18 protein-coding genes are annotated in these 18,754 nt (G+C 61.7%); 9 read left to right on the top strand and 9 right to left on the bottom strand.

Features of this window, described 5'->3' with window-relative positions:
* Positions 1-7: 7 nt before the first annotated feature.
* The 7 genes from mltB to HU731_RS12140 all read left to right on the top strand — a co-directional run bounded on the left by mltB (position 8) and on the right by HU731_RS12140 (position 6,471).
* Positions 8-1,018, top strand: coding sequence for a lytic murein transglycosylase B (gene mltB, locus HU731_RS12170; protein ID WP_003194472.1), 1,011 nt, complete (start codon positions 8-10; stop codon positions 1,016-1,018).
* Positions 1,018-2,022, top strand: coding sequence for a septal ring lytic transglycosylase RlpA family protein (locus tag HU731_RS12165; RefSeq protein WP_186607121.1), 1,005 nt, complete (start codon positions 1,018-1,020; stop codon positions 2,020-2,022). Before mltB ends, HU731_RS12165 begins: the two co-directional genes overlap by 1 nt.
* A gap of 183 nt (positions 2,023-2,205) precedes the next feature.
* Complete coding sequence (locus tag HU731_RS12160; protein ID WP_003194468.1) at positions 2,206-3,363, top strand: D-alanyl-D-alanine carboxypeptidase family protein; 1,158 nt, start codon at positions 2,206-2,208, stop codon at positions 3,361-3,363.
* An 85-nt stretch (positions 3,364-3,448) separates the two neighbouring features.
* On the top strand, positions 3,449-3,724 hold the full coding sequence (locus HU731_RS12155) for a DUF493 domain-containing protein (RefSeq protein WP_003194466.1): 276 nt from the start codon (positions 3,449-3,451) through the stop codon (positions 3,722-3,724).
* Positions 3,724-4,371, top strand: coding sequence for a lipoyl(octanoyl) transferase LipB (gene lipB / locus HU731_RS12150; RefSeq protein WP_032895159.1), 648 nt, complete (start codon positions 3,724-3,726; stop codon positions 4,369-4,371). Before HU731_RS12155 ends, lipB begins: the two co-directional genes overlap by 1 nt.
* Before the next feature lie 25 nt (positions 4,372-4,396).
* On the top strand, positions 4,397-5,398 hold the full coding sequence (gene lipA / locus HU731_RS12145) for a lipoyl synthase (protein ID WP_161794304.1): 1,002 nt from the start codon (positions 4,397-4,399) through the stop codon (positions 5,396-5,398).
* A gap of 155 nt (positions 5,399-5,553) precedes the next feature.
* Positions 5,554-6,471, top strand: a complete 918-nt coding sequence (locus tag HU731_RS12140; RefSeq protein WP_186607122.1) for a S66 peptidase family protein — start codon at positions 5,554-5,556, stop codon at positions 6,469-6,471.
* Between the two features lie 101 nt (positions 6,472-6,572).
* Here the strand turns inward: HU731_RS12140 and HU731_RS12135 are convergent, their stop codons facing one another.
* The 5 genes from HU731_RS12135 to leuS form a co-directional block, all read right to left on the bottom strand.
* Positions 6,573-7,898 carry a lytic murein transglycosylase gene (locus HU731_RS12135; protein WP_186607123.1) on the bottom strand — a complete coding sequence of 442 codons (1,326 nt, stop codon included), beginning with the start codon at positions 7,896-7,898 and terminating at the stop codon, positions 6,573-6,575.
* A 61-nt stretch (positions 7,899-7,959) separates the two neighbouring features.
* Complete coding sequence (gene arfA / locus HU731_RS12130; protein WP_003176285.1) at positions 7,960-8,124, bottom strand: alternative ribosome rescue factor ArfA; 165 nt, start codon at positions 8,122-8,124, stop codon at positions 7,960-7,962.
* A gap of 201 nt (positions 8,125-8,325) precedes the next feature.
* The gene (holA, locus tag HU731_RS12125; protein ID WP_032895162.1) at positions 8,326-9,363 is read right to left on the bottom strand and encodes a DNA polymerase III subunit delta; all 1,038 of its coding nucleotides are present in this window, start codon (positions 9,361-9,363) and stop codon (positions 8,326-8,328) included.
* A gap of 39 nt (positions 9,364-9,402) precedes the next feature.
* A complete protein-coding gene (locus HU731_RS12120; RefSeq protein ID WP_014720078.1) occupies positions 9,403-10,008 on the bottom strand; it encodes an LPS-assembly lipoprotein LptE in 606 nt (201 codons plus the stop codon).
* Between the two features lie 88 nt (positions 10,009-10,096).
* Positions 10,097-12,703 carry a leucine--tRNA ligase gene (leuS, locus tag HU731_RS12115; RefSeq protein WP_186607124.1) on the bottom strand — a complete coding sequence of 869 codons (2,607 nt, stop codon included), beginning with the start codon at positions 12,701-12,703 and terminating at the stop codon, positions 10,097-10,099.
* Between the two features lie 261 nt (positions 12,704-12,964).
* On the opposite strand from leuS, the gene HU731_RS12110 reads away from it, so the two are divergent.
* Both HU731_RS12110 and HU731_RS12105 read left to right on the top strand, forming a co-directional pair.
* Entirely contained in the window at positions 12,965-13,270 is a 306-nt protein-coding gene (locus HU731_RS12110; RefSeq protein ID WP_044268949.1) for a hypothetical protein, read from the top strand.
* Positions 13,271-13,367: 97 nt separating this feature from the next.
* Positions 13,368-14,129: a YdcF family protein gene (locus tag HU731_RS12105; protein ID WP_186607125.1), complete on the top strand. Its 762-nt coding sequence runs from the start codon at positions 13,368-13,370 to the stop codon at positions 14,127-14,129.
* 526 nt (positions 14,130-14,655) lie between these two features.
* Here HU731_RS12105 and lnt read toward each other — a convergent pair.
* The 4 genes from lnt to HU731_RS12085 are packed head-to-tail and all read right to left on the bottom strand — an operon-like array spanning position 14,656 to position 18,525.
* Positions 14,656-16,179, bottom strand: coding sequence for an apolipoprotein N-acyltransferase (gene lnt, locus HU731_RS12100; RefSeq protein WP_186607126.1), 1,524 nt, complete (start codon positions 16,177-16,179; stop codon positions 14,656-14,658).
* An 8-nt stretch (positions 16,180-16,187) separates the two neighbouring features.
* Positions 16,188-17,027 (bottom strand): CorC family transporter, encoded by an 840-nt coding sequence (locus HU731_RS12095; protein ID WP_003194444.1) that lies wholly within the window; start codon positions 17,025-17,027, stop codon positions 16,188-16,190.
* 42 nt (positions 17,028-17,069) lie between these two features.
* The gene (gene ybeY, locus HU731_RS12090) at positions 17,070-17,528 is read right to left on the bottom strand and encodes an rRNA maturation RNase YbeY (RefSeq protein ID WP_186607127.1); all 459 of its coding nucleotides are present in this window, start codon (positions 17,526-17,528) and stop codon (positions 17,070-17,072) included.
* Positions 17,521-18,525 (bottom strand): PhoH family protein, encoded by a 1,005-nt coding sequence (locus HU731_RS12085; protein ID WP_019818064.1) that lies wholly within the window; start codon positions 18,523-18,525, stop codon positions 17,521-17,523. The genes ybeY and HU731_RS12085 overlap by 8 nt, the downstream gene beginning before the upstream one ends.
* Positions 18,526-18,754 lie beyond the last annotated feature (229 nt).

The raw sequence follows: 18,754 nt of genomic DNA, 5'->3' as shown, positions 1-18,754 counted from the left end.
GATGTCAATGCAAGTAATGCGCGGCTGGGCGACTCGGCATGCGACCTGGATGGGCCTGATCGGGCTGCTGGGGGCAACGCAAGAGGCGCGGGCCGGTGACTACGATGGCTCTCCCCAGGTTGCCGAATTTGTCGGTGAGCTGACCCGCGACTACGGTTTTGCCGGTGAGCAACTGATGGGCGTGTTCCGCGAAGCCCAGAAAAAGCAGGCGATCCTCGACGCCATTTCCCGGCCCGCCGAACGCGTGAAGCAGTGGAAGGACTATCGCCCGATGTTCCTTACTGATGCGCGCATCGCCCGTGGCGTGGATTTCTGGCGCCAGCACGAGGCAGTCCTGGCTCGTGCCGAGCAGGAGTACGGCGTGCCAGCCCAGGTGATCGTCTCGATCATCGGCATCGAAACCTTTTACGGGCGCAACACCGGCAGCTATCGGGTGATCGACGCCTTGTCGACCCTGGGCTTCGATTACCCGCCCCGCGCCGAGTTCTTCCGCAAGGAGTTGCGCGAATTCCTGTTGCTGGCTCGCGAAGAGCAGGTCGACCCGCTGAGCCTCAAGGGCTCCTACGCCGGGGCGATGGGCTTGCCGCAGTTCATGCCGAGCAGCTTTCGCGCCTACGCGGTGGATTTTGACGGTGACGGGCACATCAATATCTGGAGCAACCCCGACGATGCCATCGGCAGCGTGGCCAGCTACTTCAAGCGCCACGGTTGGGTTGGCGGCGAGCCGGTGGTTATCCGCGCCGATGTCACGGGCGAGCGCGCCGACGAGGGCCTGACCCAAGGTATCGAACCGGTCAAGACCGTCGGGGAGTTGCGAGCGCTGGGCTGGTCGAGTCAGAATGCGCCACGCGATGACATGCCGGTGACGGCATTCCGCCTGGAAGGCGCAAACGGCCCTGAATACTGGATGGGCCTGAAGAATTTCTACGCAATCACGCGTTATAACCGCAGTGTGATGTACGCCATGGCCGTGCATCAGCTGTCAGATGAGCTGGTTCAAGCACGGGGCAACAAGTAATGCGGGTATCGCCGTTCAAAAAACCGCTCAAGCTGGTGGCGTTCGCCGCGTTGTCCTTGTTGGTCGCCAGTTGCTCCACCACCCCTAACCGTGCGCCAGCCAAGAAGGCGGGCGGTGCGGTGGTCCGCGCCCAGCCGGGCCTGGACATCAACCGTGCGCACAAAGACGGCGCGCCGTGGTGGGATGTGGACGTGTCGAAGATCCCGGACGCCACGCCGACCCTGCACACCGGCCCGTACAAGGCCAACCCCTACACCGTGCTGGGCAAGAATTACTTCCCGTTGCAGGAATCCAAGACCTACGTGCAGTCGGGCACCGCGTCCTGGTACGGCACCAAGTTCCATGGCCAGAACACCGCCAACGGCGAAGTGTATGACCTGTATGGCATGAGCGCGGCCCACAAAACCCTGCCGCTGCCCAGCTATGTGCGCGTGACCAACCTGGACAACAACCGTACCGTGATCCTGCGGGTCAATGACCGTGGGCCGTTCTATTCGGACCGGATCATCGACTTGTCCTACGCGGCCGCCAAGAAGCTCGGTTATGCCGAAACCGGCACCGCACGGGTCAAAGTCGAAGGCATCGACCCGGCGCAGTACTGGGCCCAGCGTGGCAAGCCCGCGCCGTTGATGCTCAACGAACCGCCAACCCCGCAACCGCAAGTGACGGCCTCCACTGGCAAGATCGAGCAATGGACGCCGCCAGCGGCGCAGCATGCGCCTGATACCGTGGTGGTGCCTCATGCGGCAGCGGGCGCTTCCATGGCCGGTGGGCAATACCTGCAGGTCGGCGCTTTCGCCAACCCGGATGCGGCAGAACTGTTAAGGTCCAAGCTCAGCGGCATGGTCAGCGCGCCGGTCTTCATCAGCTCCATCGTGCGTAACCAGCAAACCTTGCACCGTGTACGCATGGGCCCGATCGGCTCACCAAGCGAAGTGGCGCAAGTGCAGAACAGCGTGCGCCTGGCTAACCTGGGGCAACCCAGCGTGGTCACCGCAGAATAAGCAGTAACGGTTTGATGGCTCAGGCGCGCCTGCGCGCTTGAACCCTGGTTGTTGGCTCGTTGAACAATAAAAACCCAGGGGCAAGGGGTGAGCGGGCAACCGAACACGTGACAGTCTGGAAGCGGGCTGTCTGAATAGTTTTGCCCGCGAGGGCAAGTTTCCATAAGCAATTTCGAGAGACGGATGAACATCACCACCTTAGCCAAACGTACGTGCCTGCTTATCTCGCTGATCATCACCCCGGCCGCCTGGGCGGTTGAAATGGTGCCGGCCTCCCCGCAACTGGCCGCCAAGTCCTGGGTCCTCATGGACGCCGCCAGTGGCAACGTGCTGGTCGAAAACGGCGGTGACGTGCGCCTGCCGCCTGCCAGCCTGACCAAGCTGATGACCGCCTACATCGCGACCCTGGAAATCCGTCGCGGCCAGATCGGCGAAAACGACCCGGTGACCGTCAGCGAAAACGCCTGGCGTACCGGTGGTTCGCGGATGTTCATCAAGGTGGGTTCGCAAGTCACCGTGAGCGACCTGCTGCACGGCATCATCATCCAGTCCGGTAACGACGCCAGCGTCGCCCTGGCCGAGCACATCGCCGGCAGCGAAGACGCCTTCGCCGACATGATGAACAAGACCGCCGGCGAGCTGGGCATGACCAACAGCCACTTCATGAACCCGACCGGCCTGCCAAACCCAGAGCACTATTCGTCGGCGCATGACATGGCGATCCTGGCACGCGCGATCATCCGCGTTGACCCGGTGCACTACGCGATCTACTCCCAGAAGGAGTTCTTCTGGAACAACATCAAGCAGCCTAACCGCAACCTGCTGCTGTGGCGCGACAAGACCGTCGATGGCCTGAAAACCGGCCACACCGACGAAGCCGGCTACTGCATGGTGTCGTCCGCCGTACGTGATGGCCAGCGCCTGATCGCCGTGGTATTCGGCACCAACAGCGAGCAGGCCCGTGCGGCTGAGACGCAAAAACTGCTGACTTACGGCTTCCGCTTCTTCGAAACCCAGACCTTCTACCAGAAGGGTGCTGAGCTGGCGACCGCGCCGGTGTGGAAGGGCGCGACTTCGCAAGTCAAGGCCGGCCTGGCCGACGACCTGACCCTGACCATGCCTAAAGGCCAGCTCAAAAAGCTCGCCGCCAGCATGACCCTGAACCCGCAATTGGTTGCGCCAATCGCCAAGGGTGATGTGATCGGTAAGGTTGAAGTGAAGCTGGACGACAAGGTGGTGCACAGCGCCGACCTGATCGCGCTGGACGCTGTCGAGGAGGGTGGTATCTTCCGTCGCGTATGGGATAGCATCCGTCTATTCTTCTACGGCTTGTTCAACTGATTGTGTGCACCTGCAAAGCCCCGCGTTGATCCAACGCGGGGCTTTGCCCGTCGCCACGGCTTAGCGCTTACGAGGCTGTTCTGCCATGACCGATAAAGAAGTAAAAGCGCCAAAAATCGAATTCCCTGTGACGGATTATCCTATCAAGGTAATCAGCGACACCGGTGTGGGCCGCAAAGACACGATTCTTGAGATCGTGCGTAAACACGCGACGATCAACGATAACCGGGTGGATGAGCGCTCCAGCACCACCGGTAAGTACACGACTATCCAGTTGCACATCGTTGCGACCGGTCAAGACCAGCTCTACGACATCAACAGCGAACTTCGGGCCACCGGCTTCGTGCACATGGTGCTGTGATGTCGCAAACCCTGGGCTTTCGCGAGCTCGGCCGGATGGCCTATGAGCCGGTCTGGCACGCCATGCAGCGCTTTACCAATGAGCGCGGCACCTCGGCTCCGGATGAAATCTGGCTGGTGGAACACCCGCCGGTCTTCACCCAGGGCCAGGCCGGCAAGGCCGAGCACTTGCTGCTGCCGGGGGATATTCCGGTGGTGCAGGTCGACCGAGGTGGCCAAGTGACTTACCATGGGCCCGGTCAACTGGTGGCTTACCTGCTGCTGGACGTGCGCAAGCTGGGGTTTGGCGTGCGCGACCTGGTCAGCCGCATGGAGACGTGCCTGATCGAGCTGTTGGCCAGTTACGGCGTGACCGCCGTGGCCAAGCCCGATGCACCGGGTGTGTACGTGGATGGCGCGAAAATCGCCTCCCTGGGGCTGCGCATTCGCCACGGTTGTTCCTTTCATGGCCTGGCCTTGAATGTGGACATGGACCTGGCGCCGTTCCGGCGCATCAACCCGTGCGGTTACGCCGGGCTTGCGATGACCCAGTTGAGTGACCATGCAACATCCATTGAATTTGCCGAGGTAAGTGCCCGGCTGCGCGCGCAGCTCGTCAAACACCTCGACTATGCAGAGCAGACGACCCTGACGGGCGGAATCGATTGATATGACTACTGATGTTGTGCAAACCATGATCCCGACGCTGGACATCACTGAGCGTCCAGCCCCGGCCCCGCGTGCCAAGGTGGAAGCCGGCGTCAAGCTGCGCGGCGCCGAGAAGGTTGCACGCATCCCGGTCAAGATCATCCCGACCACCGAACTGCCGAAAAAACCTGACTGGATTCGCGTGCGCATCCCGGTTTCGCCGGAAGTCGACCGTATCAAGTCGCTGCTGCGCAAACACAAGTTGCACAGCGTCTGCGAAGAAGCGTCCTGCCCGAACCTGGGCGAGTGCTTCTCCGGCGGTACCGCCACCTTCATGATCATGGGTGACATCTGCACCCGTCGTTGCCCGTTCTGCGACGTGGGCCACGGCCGTCCGAAGCCGTTGGACGTCAACGAGCCAGAAAGCCTGGCCATCGCCATCGCCGACCTCAAACTCAAGTACGTGGTGATCACCTCCGTAGACCGCGACGACCTGCGTGACGGCGGTGCCCAGCACTTTGCCGACTGCATCCGCGAGATCCGCAAGCTGTCGCCGAATGTGATGCTCGAAACCCTGGTGCCGGACTACCGTGGCCGTATGGACGTCGCCCTGGAAATCACCGCCGCCGAGCCGCCGGATGTGTTCAACCACAACCTGGAAACCGTACCGCGCCTGTACAAGGCTGCGCGCCCGGGGTCGGACTACCAGTGGTCGCTGACCCTGCTGCAGAAGTTCAAGCAGATGATGCCGCACATTCCAACCAAGTCTGGCTTGATGCTGGGCCTGGGTGAAACCGACGAAGAAGTCATCGAAGTCATGAAGCGCATGCGCGAACACGACATCGACATGCTGACCCTGGGCCAGTACCTGCAACCGTCCCGCAGCCACTTGCCGGTGCAGCGCTTCGTGCACCCGGACACCTTCGCCTGGTTCGCCGAGGAAGGCTACAAGATGGGCTTCAAGAACGTAGCGTCGGGCCCGTTGGTGCGGTCTTCGTACCACGCCGATGAGCAGGCCAAGCTGGTCAAGGCGAGCCTGGTTTCGTAAACAGCACCGCAAAATCGGTGTGCAAATGCTGGCCTGTGTGGGAGCTGGCTTGCCTGCGATAGCATCACCTCGGTGTCACTGATACACCGAGGCGCTTGCATCGCAGGCAAGCCAGCTCCCACATTTCGTTCTGCGTCATATTGGGAGAACCATGGATGAGTGCCGCCGTACCTGCACTGCGCCCCGAAGGCACCCTCGGCCTGATCGCCCCCGCCGGCCCCGCCGAGCTGGATGTTGAAAAAGCCAGGCAATGGATGCGTGCTCGTGGCTACGACCTGCATATTTTCCCGGGTGTGCACGAGCGCGACGGCTACCTGGCCGGTAGCGATGAAGTGCGCCTGCACGATTTGCATGCGGCCTTCGCCAACCCCGATATCGATGCCATCCTTTGCCTGCGTGGCGGCTATGGCACGCCCCGTTTGCTGGATGCCGTGGACTTCGACCTGCTACGCGCCAACCCTAAGCCGTTCGTAGGCTACAGCGATATCACCGCCTTGCACCTGGCGATCAACCGCTACGCGGGATTTGTGACATTCCACGGCCCGATGCTCAATGCCGACCTGCTCGGCGGCAAACAGCCGCCCACCGAGTCCTCCTTGTTCAGCCTGCTGCGTGGCCAACGGGGCGCCGGCAGTGTGCTGCCGCACCCGATGGCCTACCCGCTGACCACAATCGAGCCAGGTGTGGCCTGTGGGCGCTTGCTGGGCGGTAACTTGTCGATGATCGCCGCGGTCATGGGCACGCCGTACGAAATAGACGCCGATGGCATCATCCTGTTTATCGAAGACGTCAACGAACCGCTTTATCGCATCGACCGATTGCTGACTCACCTGCGGTTGGCTGGCAAGCTGGCTCAGGTCGCCGGTGTGCTGGTAGGGGATGTGGCGGGTGTGGATAACCTGGCGTTGGCACGTCTGCTGAAGCAGACCTTTGCGCCGCTGTGCATTCCAGTGCTGGCGGGTTGGCGCAGTGGGCATTGCGACCCGAACCTGACATTGCCGATGGGCGCCTTGGTGCGCCTGGATGCGGGGGAGCAGCGGGTGCTGCTGGAGCAGGATGTAGTCTTCAAATAATGGGCGCCTGTTGGGCCCCATTCGCGAGCAAGCCCGCTCCCACATTTTGAAATGCATTCCAAGTGTGGAGCTGGCTTGCCTGCGATGGCGGTGGTCGCGGTTTACTGACCCTGCAACGACTCCAGCAACTTCACCGTCGGATACCCATCCGCCGGCCAGCCCAGCGCCTGCTGCGCAGCCCGAATCGCCTTGCGCGTGTTGGCGCCAATAATCCCGTCGGCATTACCCGCGTCGTAGCCCTTGGCGCTGAGCGCCGTCTGCAGGTCAATGCGTTGCGAGCGGCTCAATGGCAGCTCATCTTTTGGCCAACTGCCCCGAATCACACCGCCACCGCCAAATCGCTCCGACAGCAAACCAACCGCCAGTGCATAGGACGACGAATTGTTGTACTTGAGGATCGCGCGGAAGTTATCCAGCACCAGGAACGCCGGGCCACGGTAGCCGGCCGGCAGCAGCAGGGCGGCGGACAACTGGTCGACATTGGCCGGCAGGCTCACGCCAGGGGGGAGTTGGATGCCCAGTTGCAGCCATTGCGCCACGGTCTTGCGCACGCCGCCATCGGCCAGGCTGTAGTCGAAGCCCGACGGCAGCGGCTGCACTTCAACGCCCCATGGCTGGCCTTTTTGCCAGCCGGAGCTTTGCAGGTAGTGCGCGGTAGAGGCGAGGGCATCGCCCGGGCTGTTCCAGATATCGCGGCGACCGTCACCGTCGAAGTCCACGGCGTGGGTGTTGTAGGTGGTCGGGATGAACTGGGTCTGGCCCATCGCCCCGGCCCAGGAGCCTTTCATCTGATCAGCCTGGATATCGCCATGCTGGATGATCTGCAGCGCCGCCAGCAACTGCGCTTGTGCAAAGGCCGGACGACGCCCTTCGTAAGCCAGGGTGGCCAGGGAACGGATTACCGAATTATTGCCCTGGAACTGGCCAAAGTTGCTTTCCATGCCCCACACCGAGACCAGCGCCTGGCGGTCAACGCCATAGCGCTCTTCGATGCGCTGCAGGATATCGGCGTACTTGACCAGCAACGCCTGGCCATTGCGCACGCGCAGCGGCGACAGGGCGCCCTCGATGTATTCCCACACCGGGCGGGAAAACTCTGGCTGGCTGCGGTCGGCACGAATCACCGCCATATCGGGGGTGACCCCGGCGAAGGCGTTATCGAACACCACGGGCGTTATCCCGGCTTGCAGGGCTTGTGCACGGAAGCCAGCCTGCCACTCGGCAAAGGTCTGGGTGGGTTGGATATCGAGATTGTCCACTGCCAATGGGGCAACTACCGCAGGCGCAATAGCCGGGGCGGTCTGGAGCTTGGGCAGGGGTTGAGCGTCCACAGCGGTGGGCTTTTCGGCGCAGGCGACGAGCAGAATGAGGCTGGAGGCAGCGATCAATTGGCGTAGGTGCCAACGACGGGAAAGACTAGAGGGCATGCACAGGTCCAGGGATTACCAATCAGGTACAGACCTTATCATGCCAGAGGGGCGCTTGCCTTCAGGCAGCCAGAAAGTAAGAAGCCTCCCAGCTATTAGACTGGAAGGCTTCGCGGCGGTAGCTGCCTTTGCCTTTGCCGGCGCGTTCCTGACGGCTGCGGAACAAGGGCTGGGCGATGATGGATTTGGCCTTGTTGGGGCCATGCTTGGATGGCTTTTTGCTCATCGTGGGTTCTCTCGCTTGGGGGTGGAATGCAGCGGTGCAAATCATCTGCCGAAGTGGGCTGGCTGTAAAGCCCGACGATAACCCCCTGTAGGAGCGAGCTTGCTCGCGAAAACCTCACAGACGCCGCGTTCATTCAGAAAATACGCGTTATCGTTGACGTTTTTCGCGAGCAAGCTCGCTCCTACATTGGGTTTAGCTGGGTTATTCGGCAGGCAACGCCAGGCGCTGGCCGGCCATTAACAGCGACAGACGGCTCAGGCTCATCCACGGCGAGCCGGCTGCCTGGCCTTTGATCTGTGCATCGATGCGCTGGGCTTCCAGCAACAGTTGCGCCCAGCGTTGCGCCGAGTGCCGTTGCAGGGCTTTGCTCATCAGGGGTTTGCGTTTGTCCCACACCGGTGGCCGGGCCTGGCTGAAGCATTTGTCCAATGGTGTGCCCTGGCTGTATTGCAGGGCAATGTTCGCCAACACCCGCAGCTCGCGGGCCAGGGCCCACAGAATCACCGGTGGTTCCACCCCTTCGCCGCGCAGGCCTTCGAGCATGCGCAGGGCGTGGGCCGGCTCGCCGTTGAGGATGGCATCCACCAGGCCGAACACATCGAAGCGCGCGCTATCGGCCACTGCCCCTTGCACGGTTTCGACGGTGATCTGCCCGTCTTCAGCCATCAACTTGAGCTTTTCGATCTCCTGGGCGGCGGCAAGCAGGTTGCCCTCGACCCGAGCGGCGATCAGCTCCACGGCATCCTGTGTCGCCGCCAGGCCTGATTGGGACAGGCGCTGACGAATCCACTGCGGCAACTGGTTGCTGTCCACCGGCCAGATCTGGATGAACTGAGTCTGTGGACCTTCGACCAGGGCCTTGCCCCACTTGGTTTTCTGCGCGCTGCCGTCGAGCTTGGGCAGGCTGATCAGCAACACGGTGTCTTCGGCGGGGCGCGAGCAGTATTCCATCAGGGCCGCTGCGCCTTTATCGCCCGGCTTGCCCGAGGGCAGGCGCAGTTCCAGCAGGCGTTTTTCGGCAAACAGCGACATGCTCGCGCCAGCTTGCAGCAGCGTGCCCCAGTCGAAACTGGCGTCGGCGCTGAACACCTGGCGTTCATCGAAGCCCTGTTGGCGGGCGGCGGTGCGGATAGCGTCGGCCGCTTCCTGGCACAGCAACGGGTCATCGCCGCTGACGATGTACACAGGCGCAAGGCCACCTTGCAGGTGTTTGGCGAGTTGGGCGGGGGCAAGTTTCATAGGCGGGGCGAACGGGGCGCCAGGGGCGCCCCGTCTGGCTTACTCGACAGGGACTTCAACAGGCGACTGTTTCGGCGTGTTGTCTTCATATTCCTGCGCGGCTTTCAGGGCGTCGGCGTCAGCCTTGGCCTTGTTGTCGGCCACTTGCTGCAGCTCAGCCAGTTTTTCCGGGGTGAGCATTTGCAGGCGAGTCATCATGCGCTGGATCAGCTCACGACGCATTTCCTTGCGCACCTGAATGGTCTCGGAGTCCGAACCCACCAGGTTGTTGCCATCGTGGCTCACCACTTTCTGCACCTGGATCTTGTCACCCATCAGCGGCAACTGATCACGGCCTTGTATTTCGAACATCAGCGCCGTGTTCAGCTCGACGTCGGACGCACGGCCGGCACTGGCGTAGCTGATATTGCGCTGGGTTTCGCGCTCATCCGTCAGGATCAGCTTGTAGGTGGCGCCGTTGTACACGTGCACACCGCTGTTTTCCAGGGTCTGGCGCAGCTGGGTGACGGTTTCGCCGTAGGCGTTGCGGGCGCTGACGTCGAGTTCCTTGAGCGACAGCTCATTGGTGCCGGTGCCGCGCAGCTGGAAGCCGCAAGCGCTCAACAGCACGGCAAGGCCCATAACCAGCAGATTGCGTTTGATCATTTTGTTGCTCCCCTTGAAACCAGGTGGGCCTTCTCGGGCCCTAAAGGTTTAGTTCGGCGCGGGGCCCAAGCCCCGCGCCCGATCCGATTTAGCTGGCGACGATATTGACCAGTTTGCCGGGCACCACGATCACCTTGCGGATGGTCAGGCCTTCGGTAAAGCGCAGCACGTTCTCATTGATACGTGCAGCCGCTTCAACCTCTTCACGGCTGGCGCTGGCCGGCATGTCGATCTGGCCACGCAGTTTACCGTTAACCTGGATGACCAGTTGCAGCGTGTCCTGCACCAGGGCGCTGTCATCTTGCACCGGCCAAGCGGCATCAATGACGGCACCGTTGTGGCCCAGGCGGCTCCACAGTTCATGGCTGATGTGCGGCGTGATCGGCGCGAGCAACAGGGTAACTGTTTCCAGGCCTTCCTGGATCAGCGCACGGTCTTGTTCGCTCGCCTGCGGGGCTTTTTCCAGCACGTTCATCAGCGTCATCACCTGGGCGATGGCGGTGTTGAATTTGTGGTTCTGCCCGACGTCCTGGCTGGCCTGGCGAATAGCCAGGTGGATGCTGCGGCGCACGGCTTTCTGCTCGTCGTTCAAGGCGCCGAGGTCCAGCTTGCCCGGCAGGCCCTGGCTGACATGGGCGTGGGCCAGGCGCCAGACGCGCTTGAGGAAACGGTGCGAGCCTTCGACGCCCGAGTCGGACCATTCGGCGCTCATATCGGGCGGCGAGGCGAACATCATGAACAGGCGGCAGGTGTCGGCGCCAAACTGATCGATCATCGACTGTGGGTCGACGCCGTTGTTCTTGGACTTGGCCATCTTCTCGGTGCCGCCGATTTCCACCGGCAGGCCGTCGGCTTTCAACTTGGCGCTGATCACCTTGGCCTTGCTGTCACGCTCAAGCTCGACGTCCGCCGGGTTGAACCAGGTGTAGGCGCCATTGGCTTCGCGACGATAGTAAGTATCGGCGATCACCATGCCCTGGGTCAGCAGGTTCTTGAACGGCTCATCGGAGCTCACCAGGCCTTCGTCACGCATCAGCTTGTGGAAGAAGCGCGCGTACAGCAGGTGCAGGATGGCGTGTTCGATGCCACCGATGTACTGATCCACCGGCAACCAATGGTCGGCTGCGGATTTCTCCACCAGGCCACCTTCATAGTGCGGCGAGGCATAACGAGCGTAGTACCACGAGGACTCGACGAAGGTGTCCATGGTGTCGGTTTCACGCTTGGCCGGCGCGCCGCATTTAGGGCAGCTGCACTCGTAGAACTCAGGCATGCGTGCCAACGGCGAGCCAGCGCCATCCGGCACTACGTCTTCTGGCAGCACGACCGGCAGTTGGTCTTCTGGCACCGGCACGTCACCACAGGTTTGGCAGTGGATGATCGGGATCGGGCAGCCCCAGTAGCGCTGGCGGCTGATGCCCCAGTCGCGCAGGCGGAACTGGGTGCGCGAGGCGCCGAGGTTTTTCTTGATCAGGGCCACTTCCATGGCGTCGAACGCGCCCTGGAAATCCAGGCCGTCGAATTCGCCGGAGTTGATCAGCGTGCCGTGCTCGCCGTAGGCGTCTTGCCACGGAGCGGGGTTGGTGTCGCCCGAGCTGGTGCGTACGACCGACTTGATCGGCAGGTTGTATTTGGTGGCGAATTCAAAATCGCGCTCGTCGTGCGCCGGCACGGCCATGACGGCGCCATCGCCGTAATGCATCAATACGTAGTTGGCGACCCAAACCGGCAGTTTCTCGCCGGTCAGCGGGTGCTCGACGAACAGGCCGGTTGGCAGGCCCTTTTTCTCCTGGGTGGCGACGTCGGCTTCGGCCACGCTGCCGCCTTTGCATTCAGCGATGAACGCCTGCAGCTCAGGGTTGTTCTGTGCGGCCTGGGTGGCCAGCGGGTGTTCGGCGGCCACGGCGACGTAGGTCGCGCCCATCAGAGTGTCAGGGCGGGTGGTGAACACCTTGAGTGCGCCCGCTTCGCCGATGGAGTCGACGTTGTACGGGAACTGCACTTCCATGCCCTTGGATTTGCCGATCCAGTTGCGCTGCATGGTCTTGACCTGTTCAGGCCAGCCCGGCAGGTCGTCGAGGCTCGACAGCAGTTCGTCCGCGTAGGCGGTGATCTTGAAGTAGTACATCGGGATTTCGCGCTTTTCGATCAGCGCGCCGGAACGCCAGCCGCGACCGTCGATGACCTGTTCGTTGGCCAGTACGGTCTGGTCGATCGGGTCCCAGTTCACGGTGCCGCTTTTTTTGTAGATCACGCCTTTTTCGAACAGGCGCGTGAACAGCCATTGTTCCCAACGGTAGTAATCGGGCTTGCAGGTGGTGACCTCGCGGGACCAGTCCACCGCCAGGCCCAGGCTGCGCAGCTGGGTCTTCATGTAGGCGATGTTTTCGTAGGTCCACTTGGCGGGCGCCACGTTGTTTTTCATCGCGGCGTTTTCTGCCGGCATGCCGAAGGCGTCCCAACCCATGGGTTGCAACACGTTCTTGCCGAGCATGCGCTGGTAGCGCGAAATCACGTCGCCGATGGTGTAGTTGCGCACGTGCCCCATGTGTAGCTTGCCGCTGGGGTAAGGGAACATCGATAGGCAGTAGTACGTCTCCTTGCCTGGCTGTTCACTGACTTCAAAGGACTTTTGCTCGTCCCAGAAGGTTTGGGCGGCATTTTCTATTTCACGGGGCTGATATTGTTCGTGCATGGCTACTTTTGAACTGGATAGGGGTGGCCTAATCCTCTTCGGTGCACTGTCCGGGTTGTTCGACACCAAGAAGCGGCGCGTCCGTGCCCAAACCCTGCGGGAAGTGGAGTTACAGGAAGCGCCGTAGCATACATGACCCCACTCTATCGAGGGAAACCCTGATTGCGCGGCAAGGGCCGTCTGTCGCGGCACCGGGCAGGCGCAGCAACGGGGGCTACGCTGTTTAGTGGGGAGCAAGTATTTCTTCAATGAGGTGAGGGGATGGTTGAATCGCAGCGAACTTTAACGAAACCGCAATTGTACGAAGGACTGATCGACCGTTTGGGTCGGGCATTGGATGCCGCAAGAACCGCAGGCCGATTGCGTGATGAACGGCCTCTGGAGCTGGAGTTGCGAGGCTTGAGCCAGGCGGAACTTGAATTGATCAATAACTACCTGGCGTTGAATCACGACCGCGCCTCCCATGGGCAGGCTTCCCCGCCCGCTCATTCGGCCAAGGTCATCTGGCTCAAAGACCTGGCGACCGGCCGCAGGCCAGAGAACTTGCGGTCTGTGCGGTGCAAGTGAGCCCCGCGTTATCCGTTAGCGTTATCAAAATGTTGTCGGTAAGGATTGTTGCAAAACCCCGTTGCATCTAGGCTTCGGGCATCTTTGGAGATGCCCGATGCCTTTTCGTTATTTCATTAAACAACTGTTGTTACCGCCCGGTATTTTTCTGCTGTTGTTGGCGTGTGCCTGGTGGTTTCGCCGCAGCCGTCCGCGCCTGGCGGGCTTGTGCTTTGCCCTGGGGCTTGGCGGGATGTGGTTGATCAGCCTGCCCGTGATGGTGCAGTGGGGCGCCCGTGCCCTGGAGACAGAGCCACCGTTGGCCCGGGAAGAATGGGCCACCCTGGCCCAACGGGCCGACGCGATTGTGGTGCTGGGCTCGGGGCGCGAGCGCGGGGACATTGCGTGGGGCAGCGACCAGCCCACCGGTATTGGCCTGGAACGTGAGCGTTTTGCCGCGCGGCTGGCCAAGGCATCCGGGTTGCCGGTGCTGACCAGCGGCGGCTTGCACTACGGCACGCCGCCCAGTGAGGCCGAGCTGATGGCGGTGTCGATGCAGGATGATTTCGGTGTTAGCGTGCGCTGGAAAGAAGAGTGCAGCCGCACCACCTGGGAAAACGCCCAGATGAGCGCCGAGATTTTGCTGCCGCAAGGTATCAAGCGTGTAGTGGTAGTGACCCAGGCCTGGCACATGCCGCGTTCGGTGTGGAGCTTTGAGAAGGCCGGCTTCACCGTGGTGCCGGGGCCGGTGGGCTTTCTGGGTGTGGACCATGGCCGGCCGCTGGGCGGCTGGATGCCGGACGTCAAGGCGGTGTGGCAAAGCGGGCAGTTGATTAACGAAGCGGTGGGGCAGGTGGGGTATCGGTTGTTCTACCGATAGGTGCAACGCAGGAGATCAATTGTGGGAGCTGGCTTGCCTGCGATAGCGGCCTGACAGCCGACGCCAATCTAGCTGACACCCCGCAATCAAACTGTGGGAGCGGGCTTGCTCGCGAAGACGGCCTAACAGTCAACACAGTTGGACCGGGTACATATCCGTTATTTAGGTAACGGCCACTTGGGGTTCCGCCCTGACGGCGGCTCACTTTCGAAAAGCGCGAAAGTAAGCAAAGCGCTCTTGCCCCACCACTCGGCACCTCGCTTAGGCTCGGTGTGCCCGTAATCCGCCAGTGATTTGGGGGGCCGCCGCCACGCGCCATCCATGGCGCGGGGCGGCTAAACCGGCATCCCTGCCGGTTTACCCCCCAAATCCCTGTCGAATTCCGGCCAGCGTGGTTTAACGGGGCGCCTAAGATCAAAAGCAGATCAAGAGCGGCTCGCTTCGCATCGTGGTTACCGGCGGCTGCGGCGAACTGCACAGTTGTGCAGATACCTATCGCCATCGCAGGCAAGCCAGCTCCCACAGGTCAGAGCGTTTTGGACATTCGTGCGGCCAGCAGAGCCCAGCCAAACAATGCCAGGCACACAATGATCAACGGCCACGAGCGCCATTGCAGGTACGGCGTGAGGTTGTGCATCGGCACCACCTCCCCATAGAGAATGCCACGCTCGAACTGCGGGATCTGCGCGGTGATCTGCCCAAACGGGTTGATCAGCCCGGTCACGCCGTTGTTGGTGGCGCGGATCATCCAGCGGCCAGCCTCCAGCGCCCGCATCTGCGCCATTTGCAGGTGTTGCAGCGGGCCGATGGAGCGGCCGAACCAGGTGTCGTTGCTGATGGTCAGCAGCAGGTCGCTCTGGGCCGACAGGCCGGCGGCGAATTCGGGGTACACCACTTCATAGCAAATGAACGGCGCAATCTGATAACCCTTGGCCTGCAGCATGGGCTGGTCCGAAGGGCCACGGGCGAAGTCCGACATGGGCAGGTCGAAGAAGGCAATCAGCCCGCGCAACATGTCCTGCAACGGCACGTACTCGCCAAACGGCACCAGTTTTTGCTTGAGGTAGGTGCCGTCGCCTTCACCGACCACGGTGATGCCGTTGAAGTAGCGCTTCTGGTGGTGCACTTCCTGGCGAATCGGTACCCCGGTGATCAACGCGGTGTCCCGGTCGGCGGCAAACTTGCCCATCATGCCCAGGTAGCCCTCCACGGACTCCTTGAGCACCGGCACGGCGGTTTCCGGCCAGACCAGCAGGTCGACACGCTTGGAGCTCAGGCTCATGTCGCGGTACAGCGCCAACTGTGCATTGAGCTGGTCGGGGTCCCACTTCATGCTTTGCTCGACGTTGCCCTGAATCGCGGCCACGCTCAGCGGCGCGCCAGACGGCGACGTCCAGGTGTGATGCTTGAGCGCCAGGCCAATGGCCCAGGGTGCAACCAGCAATAACAGGCCCGCGCCGATGAAGGCATTGCGCTTGCTGGCCAGCAGGCGCGGCAGGTTGCACAGCAATGCGGCGGTGAGTGCCAGGGCGAAGGAAATCAGCCACATCCCGCCCAATGGCGCAAGGCCGGTCAATGGCCCGTCGAGTTGACTGTAACCGGAGTACAACCACGGGAAGCCGGTAAGGAACCAGCCACGAAAGGCTTCCTGGCCGACCCACAACGCGGCGAACGTCAATGCATCCGCCAGCGGTGCTTCGTTACGGCGCAACCAGCGCGCCCATAGCCAGGCGGGCAGGGCGAAGAACCAGGCGATGGCGGCGGTGAACAGCAGCATCAGGAACCCCGCCAGCAGCACCGAAGCGCCGCCGAAGTGGTGGATGCTGTAGTAGATCCAACTGGTACCAGCGCCAAACAGGCCGAAGCCGAAACACCAGCCACGGCCTAGGGCCTGGCGGGGCGAGAGTTCCCGCAGGCCGATATAGAACAGGCCGACCGCTACCAGCGCCAACGGCCAGATATCGAACGGCGCCAGCGCCAGGGTTGTGATGGCGCCGGCCACCACGGCCAGCAAATTACCGGGCCAGCCGGGTGCGATCATACGGCGCATGTCAGTCCTTAGCGGGCGATAGGTGTCAATCGGATCAGATGGATACGCCGGCTATCGGCATTGAGGATGCGGAAGCGATACGCACCGATCTCGGTGGTTTCATTACGCTTGGGCAGGTGCCCGAACGCACTCATCACCAGGCCGCCGACGGTGTCGAACTCATCGTCCGAAAACTCGCTGTCGAAAAACTCGTTGAAGTTCTCGATGGGCGTCAGCGCCTTGATCAGGAAATCACCGCTGGGCAGCGGCTTGATGTAGCTGTCTTCTTCGACGTCGTGCTCGTCTTCGATGTCGCCGACGATCTGCTCCAGCACGTCCTCGATGGTGACCAGGCCGGCCACGCCGCCGTATTCGTCAATCACGATGGCCATGTGATTGTGGTTGGCGCGGAACTCGCGCAGCAGCACGTTCAGGCGCTTGGACTCGGGCACGAAGGTGGCCGGACGCAGCAGGTCCTTGATGTTGAAGCTGTCGCCATTCTCCTTGAGGATCAACGGCAGCAGGTCCTTGGCCAGCAGGACACCCATGACGTCGTCATGGCTTTCACCGATCACCGGGTAGCGCGAATGCGCCGAGTCGATCACGGCCGGGAGGAATTCCCGTGGGGTCTGGGTCGCCTTGATGCTGATCATCTGCGAGCGCGGGACCATGATGTCGCGTACTTGCAGGTCAGCCACCTGGATGGCGCCTTCGACGATGGCCAGCGCTTCGCTGTCCAGCAATTTGTTCTGGTGTGCATCGCGCAGCAGCTCCAAGAGCTCCTGGCGGTTTTTCGGCTCGTGGGCAAAAGCCTGGGTCAGTTTACCCAGCCATGACTTCTGCCCGTTGCTCGATCGGTCTTCGCTCATAGCGATTACTCTAAATCCTTTGATATGACAGTTGAGTGTTGATCAGCTTTCGTCGTCTGCGTACGGGTCGCGGTGACCCAGTTCTGCAAGCAACGTTCGTTCCAGTGCTTCCATTTCTTCGGCTTCGTCATCGTCTATATGGTCGTAACCCAAGAGATGCAAGCAGCCGTGGATGACTAGATGGGCCCAATGGGCCTCAAGTTCCTTGCCTTGTTCGGCAGCTTCTCGCTCGACCACCGCGACGCAGATCACCAGGTCGCCCAGCAACGGGATATCCAGCAATTCGTCGGGGACGTCGGCGGGGAAGGACAGCACGTTGGTGGCGTAGTCTTTGTGGCGCCACGTGTGGTTCAGCTCACGGCCTTCGGCCTCGTCCACCAGACGAATGGTCAGCTCCGAGTCGGCGGTGCGCTGGCGCAAGGCCAGTTCACACCACTGGCGGAACTGGGCTTCGCTGGGGGCGGGCGCGTCGGTGGCCAGCTGCAGGTCTAGCTCAAGCATCGTGGCGAGCGTCCTTGGCGGGCGCGTCGTCGCGGTGTTCGAAACGCTCATAGGCCTCGACAATGCGCTGCACCAGCGGGTGGCGTACCACATCCTTGGGCATAAAATGCGTGAAGCTGATACCCGGCACGTCCTTGAGCACCTCGATCACCTGGCCCAGGCCCGACTTGGTGCCCTTGGGCAGGTCGACCTGGGTGATGTCGCCCGTGATCACGGCGGTTGAGCCGAAACCGATACGGGTGAGGAACATCTTCATCTGCTCGACGGTAGTGTTCTGGCTTTCGTCGAGAATGATGAAGCTGTTGTTGAGCGTACGGCCACGCATGTAGGCCAGCGGGGCGATCTCGATCACCTGGCGCTCGATCAGCTTGGCCACGTATTCAAAGCCGAGCATTTCGTACAGCGCGTCGTAGAGCGGGCGCAGGTACGGGTCGATCTTCTGGGCCAGGTCGCCGGGCAGGAAGCCGAGCTTTTCGCCGGCCTCGACCGCTGGGCGCACCAGCAGGATGCGCCGCACTTGCTCGCGCTCCAGGGCGTCGACGGCGCAGGCCACTGCCAGGTAGGTCTTGCCGGTACCGGCCGGGCCGATGCCGAAGTTGATGTCGTTGCCGAGGATTTCCTTGACGTACTTCTGCTGATTCAAGCCGCGTGGGCGAATCATGCCTTTTTTGGTACGCAAGGCCACGCTGGCTTCGGCCACCGGGTTGTTGGCCAGGTCTTCCACGGCCGATTCCTGCAAGTATAGGTGCACGGTCTCCGGCGACAGCTCGCTACCCTTGGTTTCACGGTAGAGACGGCGCAGCAGGTTTTCTGCAGACGTGGTGTGTTGGGGTTCACCAATGAGCTCGAACTGATTGCCGCGGTTGCGGATCTCGATGCTCAGGCGTTGTTCGATCAGGCGCAGGTGCTCGTCGAACTGTCCGCACAGGTTGGCGAAACGGCGAGCCTCAAAAGGCTCGAGGATAAAACGATGGGGTTCTGCTATGGGTGCGTTCAAGGTTGCTTTTAGCCGCCCTTTGGCTGATGAGGTGAGAGAGAGAATAACGCCAGGCGCCGGTGTGCGAAAGCACTTAAATAGCCTGGCCCCACTCTCGATAAACCTGAAGAAACCCTGTAGGAGCGAGCTTGCTCGCGAAAAACGTCAACGATAATGCGTGTTTGCTGAATGAGCGCGGCGCCGGTGAGTTTTTCGCGAGCAAGCTCGCTCCTACAAAAAAGCCTTAACT

It is taken from the genome of Pseudomonas salmasensis, assembly GCF_014268375.2.
In the GTDB taxonomy this organism is placed as follows: Bacteria; Pseudomonadota; Gammaproteobacteria; order Pseudomonadales; family Pseudomonadaceae; genus Aquipseudomonas; species Aquipseudomonas salmasensis.
Note: the sequence above shows the minus strand (reverse complement) of the source record. Positions and strands in the feature narration are given on the sequence as shown.